Source organism: Streptomyces sp. NPDC059909, assembly GCF_042730885.1.
Taxonomy (GTDB): Bacteria; Actinomycetota; Actinomycetes; order Streptomycetales; family Streptomycetaceae; genus Streptomyces.
In genome coordinates, this window is the sequence record NZ_JBHWKX010000038.1 from 63946 (window position 1) to 71591 (window position 7646).

The 7646-nt window shown below is 71.0% G+C and carries 9 protein-coding genes; 6 read left to right on the forward strand and 3 right to left on the reverse strand.

From position 1 onward, the window contains the following. Window positions 1-107: 107 nt before the first annotated feature. Entirely contained in the window at window positions 108-860 is a 753-nt protein-coding gene (locus ACFV9O_RS24715; RefSeq protein ID WP_385421241.1) for a 2,3-diphosphoglycerate-dependent phosphoglycerate mutase, read from the reverse strand. 135 nt (window positions 861-995) lie between these two features. Here ACFV9O_RS24715 and ACFV9O_RS24720 point away from each other — a divergent pair, with 135 nt between their 5' ends. The 5 genes from ACFV9O_RS24720 to ACFV9O_RS24740 all read left to right on the forward strand — a co-directional run bounded on the left by ACFV9O_RS24720 (window position 996) and on the right by ACFV9O_RS24740 (window position 4902). Next, a complete protein-coding gene (locus ACFV9O_RS24720) occupies window positions 996-1316 on the forward strand; it encodes a 2Fe-2S iron-sulfur cluster-binding protein (RefSeq protein WP_385421243.1) in 321 nt (106 codons plus the stop codon). A 64-nt stretch (window positions 1317-1380) separates the two neighbouring features. Further along, window positions 1381-2667 carry a Rieske 2Fe-2S domain-containing protein gene (locus ACFV9O_RS24725; protein WP_385421245.1) on the forward strand — a complete coding sequence of 429 codons (1287 nt, stop codon included), beginning with the start codon at window positions 1381-1383 and terminating at the stop codon, window positions 2665-2667. A 3-nt stretch (window positions 2668-2670) separates the two neighbouring features. Next, window positions 2671-3150 (forward strand): 3-methyl-2-oxobutanoate hydroxymethyltransferase, encoded by a 480-nt coding sequence (locus ACFV9O_RS24730; RefSeq protein ID WP_385421247.1) that lies wholly within the window; start codon window positions 2671-2673, stop codon window positions 3148-3150. A 45-nt stretch (window positions 3151-3195) separates the two neighbouring features. Continuing rightward, on the forward strand, window positions 3196-4050 hold the full coding sequence (locus ACFV9O_RS24735) for a 3-methyl-2-oxobutanoate hydroxymethyltransferase (protein WP_385421249.1): 855 nt from the start codon (window positions 3196-3198) through the stop codon (window positions 4048-4050). A gap of 3 nt (window positions 4051-4053) precedes the next feature. Continuing rightward, window positions 4054-4902 carry an alpha/beta fold hydrolase gene (locus ACFV9O_RS24740; protein ID WP_385421251.1) on the forward strand — a complete coding sequence of 283 codons (849 nt, stop codon included), beginning with the start codon at window positions 4054-4056 and terminating at the stop codon, window positions 4900-4902. Window positions 4903-4939: 37 nt separating this feature from the next. Here ACFV9O_RS24740 and ACFV9O_RS24745 read toward each other — a convergent pair whose 3' ends face one another. Continuing rightward, window positions 4940-5383, reverse strand: coding sequence for an RpiB/LacA/LacB family sugar-phosphate isomerase (locus tag ACFV9O_RS24745; protein ID WP_385421253.1), 444 nt, complete (start codon window positions 5381-5383; stop codon window positions 4940-4942). A 40-nt stretch (window positions 5384-5423) separates the two neighbouring features. Next, window positions 5424-6365 carry an ABC transporter substrate-binding protein gene (locus ACFV9O_RS24750; protein WP_385421255.1) on the reverse strand — a complete coding sequence of 314 codons (942 nt, stop codon included), beginning with the start codon at window positions 6363-6365 and terminating at the stop codon, window positions 5424-5426. Window positions 6366-6442: 77 nt separating this feature from the next. On the opposite strand from ACFV9O_RS24750, the gene ACFV9O_RS24755 reads away from it, so the two are divergent. Further along, window positions 6443-7558, forward strand: coding sequence for a zinc-binding dehydrogenase (locus ACFV9O_RS24755; RefSeq protein ID WP_385421257.1), 1116 nt, complete (start codon window positions 6443-6445; stop codon window positions 7556-7558). Window positions 7559-7646: the final 88 nt, after the last annotated feature.

The following is a 7646-nucleotide window of genomic DNA, read 5'->3' on the forward strand; positions in this document are numbered from 1 at the left end:
CTGGTCTGGTCCGCCGTTGAAGGAGACGTACGGAAGCTTGAATTGGTAGAACCATAAGTCCACTGTGGGTGGCCGTCAACGGATCTGCAGACTCCGGCTCCCCGTCCTCAAAGTCCCTGTTCAGCCACGGTCTTGGCAGCTGCCTGTGCGGTCTCCGGGTCGAGGTAGCGCCCGCCGCGCACCACCGGGAGCAGCTGCTCGTCCAGTTCGTAGCAGAGCGGCATGCCGGTCGGAATGTTCAGTTCCTCGGTCTCTTGCGGGGTCAGCCGGTCCAGGTGGGCCACCAGGGCGCGCAGCGAGTTGCTGTGGGCGGTGACCAGGACGGTGTGCCCGGCCGCGAGCTGCGGGGCGATCGCCTCGGTGACGTACGGCAGCAGGCGGGCGCGCACGTCGTCGAGCGACTCGGCGCGCGGCAGCCGCGCCAACCCGAAGCCGCCGTAGCGCGGGTCCTCGGCGTAGGCGACCGCCTCGTGGGCGGGCAGCGGGGGCGGTACGGCGTCGACGGAGCGGCGCCAGCGGCGGTAGGCCTCCTCCCCGTACTGCTCGCACACGGCTCGCCGCTCCAGGCCCTGCAGGGCGCCGTAGTGGCGCTCGTTGAGCCGCCAGGTGTGGGCGGGCGCGGTGTCCGGGCAGCCGGCAGCGGCCAGGGTGAGGGTGCAGGTGTGGGCGGCGCGGGTGAGGGCCGAGCTGTGGGCGCGGGTGGGGCGCAGGTCGTGGGTGCGCAGCAAGGAGCCGGCCTCGCGGGCCTGTTCCTCGCCGTGCGCGGTGAGGGGTACGTCGATCCAGCCGGTGAAGACGCCGCGGGCGTTTCCGCGGCTCTCGCCGTGGCGCAGCAGCACCAGTGTCCGGGTGCGGGTCATGGCGGAGCCCCTTCCGGTCTCTTGTTTCTCCGTTCCAGCGTCTGGTCTAATGGACAGACCATCGGTCAGGGTAGTGGATGTCAGCCCGTGCCCTGCCGGTCCGGGAACGGTCAACTTCGAGAAGAGGTAGGGACCTTGCCGAAGGTCATCTTCGTCGGCTCCGACGGGCCTCAGCACATCGTCGATGCGCAGCCCGGCGACTCCGTGATGTCCGCCGCAGTCCGCAACGGCGTCCCCGGAATCCTCGCCGAGTGCGGCGGCAACCAGTCCTGCGCCACGTGCCACGTGTGGGTGCGCGAAGAGTTCGCCGAACGCGTCGGCCCACCCGGCGACATGGAGGACGACCTGCTCGACCTGGCGGTCGCCGAGCGGCGCGAGACCAGCCGCCTGGCCTGCCAGATCACGCTCACCCAGGAGCTGTCGGGACTGACAGTGGATATCCCGCCGGAGTCCTGACCCCCGCGTAATGCCCGCTGAAGCAGCCGCCCCGTCCGGGGCCAGCATCCGAAGGGAAACGTCCGTGCTCCGTAAAGACATCAACGAGCTGCTCACCCAGACCGGCCCTGGCACGCCGATGGGCGAGCTGTTCAGGCAGTACTGGATCCCGGCGCTGCTCGCCGAGGAGCTGCCCGAGAACGACTGCCCGCCGGTGCGGGTCAAGCTGCTGTCCGAGCGCATGATCGCCTTCCGGGACAGCCAGGGCCGCTACGGCCTGATCGACGAGTTCTGCGCCCACCGCGGCGCCTCCCTGTGGTTCGGCCGCAACGAGGGCTCCGGCCTGCGTTGCCCGTACCACGGCTGGAAGTACGACGTGACCGGCCAGTGCACCGAGGTGCCCTCCGAGGCCGACAACTCCAGCTTCTGCGAGAACGTCAAGCTCACCTCGTACCCGCTGGTCAAGATCGGCGACGTGCTGTGGACGTACATGGGTGACCGCGCCACCCAGCCCGACCCGCCCGAGTTCGAGTGGGTCCACGTGCCCGAGGAGCAGACCTACACCTCCAAGCGCTGGCAGCAGTGCAACTGGCTGCAGGCCTTCGAGGGCGGCATCGACTCCAGCCACGTCACCTTCCTGCACTCCGGGGGCCTCAAGAGCGATCCGCTCTTCAAGGGCGCCAAGGGCAACGAGTACAACCTGAACGACACCAAGCCCTTCTTCGAGGTCGCCGACACCGAGGGCGGCCTGTTCGTCGGCGCCCGGCGCAACGCCGAGGAGGGCAAGTACTACTGGCGCATCACCCCCTGGGTCATGCCGGCGTTCACCATGGTCCCGCCGCGCGGCGACCATCCCGTGCACGGCCACTTCTGGGTGCCCATCGACGACGAGAACTGCTGGACGTACTCCTTCGACTACCACCCCGTCCGCGCGCTCACCGAGACCGAGCGGCAGGCGATGATCGACGGCCACGGCGTCCACAGCAAGACCATCCCCGGCACCTACCGGCCGATGGCCAACATGGACAACGACTACCTGATCGACCGCGAGGCGCAGAAGCGCGGCGAGACCTACTCCGGCGTCGCCGGCATCGCCATGCAGGACGCCTCCCTCCAGGAGTCCATGGGCCCGATCGTCGATCGCAGCAAGGAGCGCCTGGTCCCGGCGGACAGCGGCATCATCAAGGCCCGCCAGAAGCTGCGGAAGGCGGCGCTCGCCCTGCGCGACGAGGGCGTGACCCCGCCCGGCGTGGACCCTGAGCACCACAAGGTCCGCTCGGCCGCGGTCGTCCTGCCGCAGGCGGAGTCCTTCCTGGACTCCTGCCGGGACGCGGTCAAGCTCGTGCCGGGCACCCCGCAGACCACGGTCTGAGCCATGAGTCAGGCCACCGTGCAGCTGAGCGAGAGCGCCAGGGCCGCCTCGGCCCACGAGTCCCGCTTCCGTATCGATGTGCCCATCGCCCCCGCCCGGTCCGCGCGGATCGTCGCCCTCGACGACCGTGCGGCCGGGGTGGCCCACCACCTCGCTGCCCTCCCGTGGGCCGACGCCCGGTTCTACACCGCGGTCAGCACCGAGACCCTGCACCGGCTGGACGGCACCCCCGTCCCGCTGGACGGGGTGATCGCCCGCACCGATGTGGTGGTGGTGCTGGCCACGGAGGACCGGGGGCACCGGGTGGCCGCCGAGATCGGCCGCATCTGCCGACGGCGCGGTATCACCACGGCCGGCGTGGTGCTCGGCGAGGGATTCGAGGTCGACGAGGCCGTCGCCGCCCTGCGCCCGTACGCCCGGGTGCTGCTGCTGTCCGCGGACGAGGGCGATGTCGTCGAACTGCTCACCGCGCTGCGGGTCTAGCGGGGCGGCGCCCCCGCCTGGGAGCACGAAAGGAGCGTGGAACCGTTGGATGACAAGTTGGATGACAAGGTGACGCTGCCCGCGCTGCAGCGCATGAAGGAGCAGCAGCGCAAGATCGTCGGCGTGGTCGCCTGGGACTACCAGATGGCCTGCATCGCCGACCGGGCCGGAGTCGACCTGATCTCGGTCGGCGACACCGTCGGGGTGAACCTGTGGGGGCACGCCAACCCCCTGGAGATCACCATGGACGAGATGCTGGTGGTCACCAAGGCGGTGCGGCGCGGGACCCGGCACGCCCTGCTGAGTGCGGACTTCCCCTACGGGCCGCTCCAGGAGGGCAGCGCGGCCGCCGTGCAGGCGGCGATCCGCTTCGCCAAGGAGGCGGGCGTCGACCTGGTCAAGCTGGACGGCGCCGCCGACCACCCGGAGGCGGTCGAGGCCGTCACCCGGGCCGGCATCCCGGTGTTCGCCCAGTTCGGCATCACCCCGCAGACCGCGCTGCGCTACGGCGTGGAGTACCGGGGCGTCCCCTCGGCCGCCGAGCAGGTGCCCGAGGAGATGCTGGAGGCGATGGTCGCCGAGGCCAAGCGGCTGGAGGAGGCGGGCGCCGTCCTGCTGAACTTCACCAACTCCGGGCCCTTGGTGGGCGCTGCGGTGGCCGCCGCGGTCTCGGTGCCGGTGGTGGGCGGCTTCGGCGGCGGCCCCTGGCTGGACGGCCGGATGCGCATGGCGAACGCCGCCATCGGCTACTCCGCCAAGGCGGTGGACGACCCGCCGCTGACGTATGCCAACGTCGCGCGCATCGCCCTGGACGCGCTCACCGCCTACAGCCAGGACGTGCGCTCCGCCCGGCAGATCGCCGGCGGCATCCCCGTGCCGCCCGCGGACAAGGAGGGCTGAGCGGTGCCCACCGCCGTCGTCGACGAGATCACCACCCGCTACGAGGTCACCGGGGACGGGCCGCCGCTGCTGATGTTCTCGCCCGGCGGCTTCGACTCCAGCCTGGAGGCCTGGCAGACCACCGGCATCTACCGCCGGCTCGGCCTGCTGGACCGCCTGGCAGAGCACTACACCTGCATCACCTTCGACCGGCGCGAGTCCGGCCGCTCCGGCGGCCGGCTCGAGCGCCTGTCCTGGGAGGGGTACGTGCGGCAGGGCCTCGGCCTGCTGGACCACCTGGGCATCGACCAGGCGTACCTGATGGGCGGCTGCGTCGGCTGCTCCACCGCGGCCGCATTCGCCGTGGCCCGGCCCGAGCGGGTGGCGGGCATGGTGCTGTACTCGCCGGCCGGCGGGGTGCACTACCGGCGCAAGCAGCACCAGCGCTTCGACGCCCACCTCGCCTACGCGGCCGGGCACGGGCTGCAGGGCGTGGTGGAGCTGGCGCAGTCCACCGAGGCGGGCTTCTCGAAGGACCCGCGGGTGGGGCCCTGGGCCCATGTGCTGCGCCACGATGCGCAGTTCGCCAAGGAGTACGCCGCCTGCGATCCGGAGCGGTACCGCACCCTGGTGACCGGCAGCGCCCGGCTGCTGTTCGACCGGGACACCGTGCCCGGCGCCGAGCCGGAGGACCTGCTCACCCTGCGGGTGCCGGCGCTGATCGTGCCGGGCGAGGACACCTCGCACGCGCCCTCGGCGGCGCGCTACCTGCAGGAGTGCCTGCCGGTCAACCAGTACTGGGATGCCCCGGTCGCCGAGCAGACGGACAAGACCGCCCCGGAGCGGATCCTGTCCTTCCTCTCCGGGGAGTGAACGGCCGCCGGCCCCGGGTCGCCCCGGGGCCGGACGGTCAGCCCTGCTGTTCCAGGGCGGCGATCTGGGCCAGCCTGCGCCGGTGGACACCGCCCTTGAACGGGGTGGTCAGCCAGGTCTCCACGATCTCCTCGGCCTCCTTGTCTCCCAGCACCTTGGCGGGCAGGACCAGCACATTGGAGTCGTTGTTGCCGCGCGAGATCTGCGTGAACCACAGGTCGTGGCACAGCCCGGCGCGGATGCCCGGCATCTTGTTGCAGGTGATGGTCTCGCCCAGCCCGCTGCCGCCGAGCACGATGCCGCGGTCGGCCGTGCCCTCGATGACCTGCGTGCACACCTGCACGCACAGCGCGGGGTAGTCGACCTCCTCGGGCGTATGGCTGCCCAGGTCCCCCACCGTGTGGCCGGCCTCGGTGAGCCAGGTGACCAGCCGGCCCTTGAGCGCGAAGCCGTTGTGGTCCCCGGCGATGGCGATGCGCATGGAGATTCCTCCCGTGTCTTTCCGTACGGTGCGTACGGGCTCAGCCCGCCAGATCCCGGGTGGCGGGGGCGAACAGCTCCTCCAGCGGCCGCGGGCGGCGCAGGATCTGCTGGTCGACCGCGTGCCGCAGCAGCGCCTCGAGCACGCCCCGGTTGGGCTCGATCCCGTACGGCAGCGGGTCGCTGCCGGTCAGCTCCATGACCCGCCGGTGCATGGCGTCGGTGGGCGTGCTGCCCTCGCCGGCCTGCAGCCGCTCGACGTACGCCTGCTTGGAGCGGGCGAAGGCATCGAAGACCTGGGCTGCCAGTTCGGGATTCTCCTCCAGCAGCTCGTCGCGGACGACCACCAGGTGGTTGATGGGGAACAGGCCGTGCTCGGTGAGCGCCCGGTAGCCGGCCTCTTCGGCGTCCGGCAGCAGCGGGACGACCTGCTCGGACTCCGGCTCGATGCCGATCGCGGCCGCCAGGTCGCCTGCCGTGAGGGCCTCTTCCACGCTGCGGCCCGGCTCCAGGGACTCCACGTTGCCCGGAGGTGCGTAGTCGGCCACGTGCTCGTCGCCGGAGAGCACCCAGGTGACCTTGGACAGGTCGACCCCGTGCTCCTCCTGCAGCACGGAGCGGGCCCACACTCCGGTGGTGACGGTGTAGCCGCGGTTGACGCCGACCCGGCGGCCCTCGAGGTCCTTGGGGTCGGTGACGGGGGCCGCGGTGTGGTGGTGGATCGCGCCGTGGTGGAAGCCGCGCACCAGGAAGGCCGGTACGGCCGTGAAGCGTGCGCCGTGCTCCTTGGCCACCAGGTAGGTGGTGAGCGCCATCTCGCTGATGTCGTAGGCGTGTTCGCGGACCATGCGGCGGAATGCGTGTACGAGGACGGGGACTTCCTCGAAGGCGAAGGAGAAGCCGTGGGGCGCGACGGCTCCGGTCTTCAGCGCCTGGTTGTTGCCCTGGGTCCGGGTGACTGTCCGTAGTTGAGCTTCCGTCATGGCCGGAAGGTAGCATGGTTAGTCCATCAGTCCATAGACTGCTGCCTCTACGACGGCTTCCACCTCTAGGAGGGGTCATGGCAGAAACAGTGCGGGCTGCGGTCAGGACGGCGCCGGGCGTCACCGAGATGCGCGAGCTGCCGATGCCGGATGTTCCGGCGGACGGCGCACTGCTGAAGGTCGAGGTCGCCGGGATCTGCGGCACCGACGTGAAGATGTACGGCAAGCCCCCGTTCGCCGACCCGGTGATCATGGGGCACGAGAACGTGGGCATCATCGCCAAGGCGGGCAAGGAGTTCACCGCCCGCAAGGGCCTGGTCGAGGGCGACCGCGTCTTCGTCGAGCACTACGTGGGCTGCTTCCGCTGCGCCTGGTGCCACGCCGGCGAGTACCGGCACTGCGAGACGACCGACTGGCGCACCAACCCCGATGCGCGACGCTACGGCTACACCTCCTGCGAGAAGCCCGGCACGCTGTGGGGCGGCTTCTCCGAGTACCTGTACCTGCCGTGGAACGCGGTCACCCACAAGGTGCCCGACGGGGTCTCCGCCGAGCTGGCGGGCCTGGTCACGCCGCTGTCCAACGGCATCGAGTGGGCGCTGGTGACCGCGGGCGTGGGCTATGCGACCACCGTGCTCATCCAGGGGCCGGGCCAGCAGGGGCTCTCCCAGGTCGTGGCCTGCAAGCAGGCCGGCGCCTCGCGGATCATCGTCACCGGCACCACCCGGGACGCCGCCCGGCTGGCGCTCGCCAAGGAGCTCGGCGCCGACCACGTCATCGACGTCCTGGAGGAGGATGCGCTGACCCGGGTCAAGGAGCTCACCGGCGGCCACGGTGTCGACGTGGTCCTCGACTGCACGGCGGGCGCGGGCACCTCGCCCGTGCTGCTCGGCATCAACGCGCTCAAGCGGCGCGAGGGCGTCATGGTCTCCCAGGGCGAACTCGCCGCGTTCCCCGACTTCCCGCTGAAGAAGCTCACCGAGAAGTCCATCGCGCTCAAGAGCGCCCGCGGCCACAGCTACCGCTCCTGCGAACTCGCCCTGGAACAGCTGGCGTCGGGCCGGTTCCCGCTGGAGAAGCTGGCCACCCACACCTTCCCGCTGCACGAGGCGGACCGGGCGATCCGGACCGTCGGCGGCGAGACCGGTGAGGACGCCGTGCACGTGTCCCTGCTGCCCTGGGCGGCCGCATGAGTTTCCTGAGTCAACCTCTATGCCGCCAGAGGCGTGTCGGCGGGCGTGCTGATCTTGTTGTTGGCCTGGTGGGTGACGGGGTCGTAGC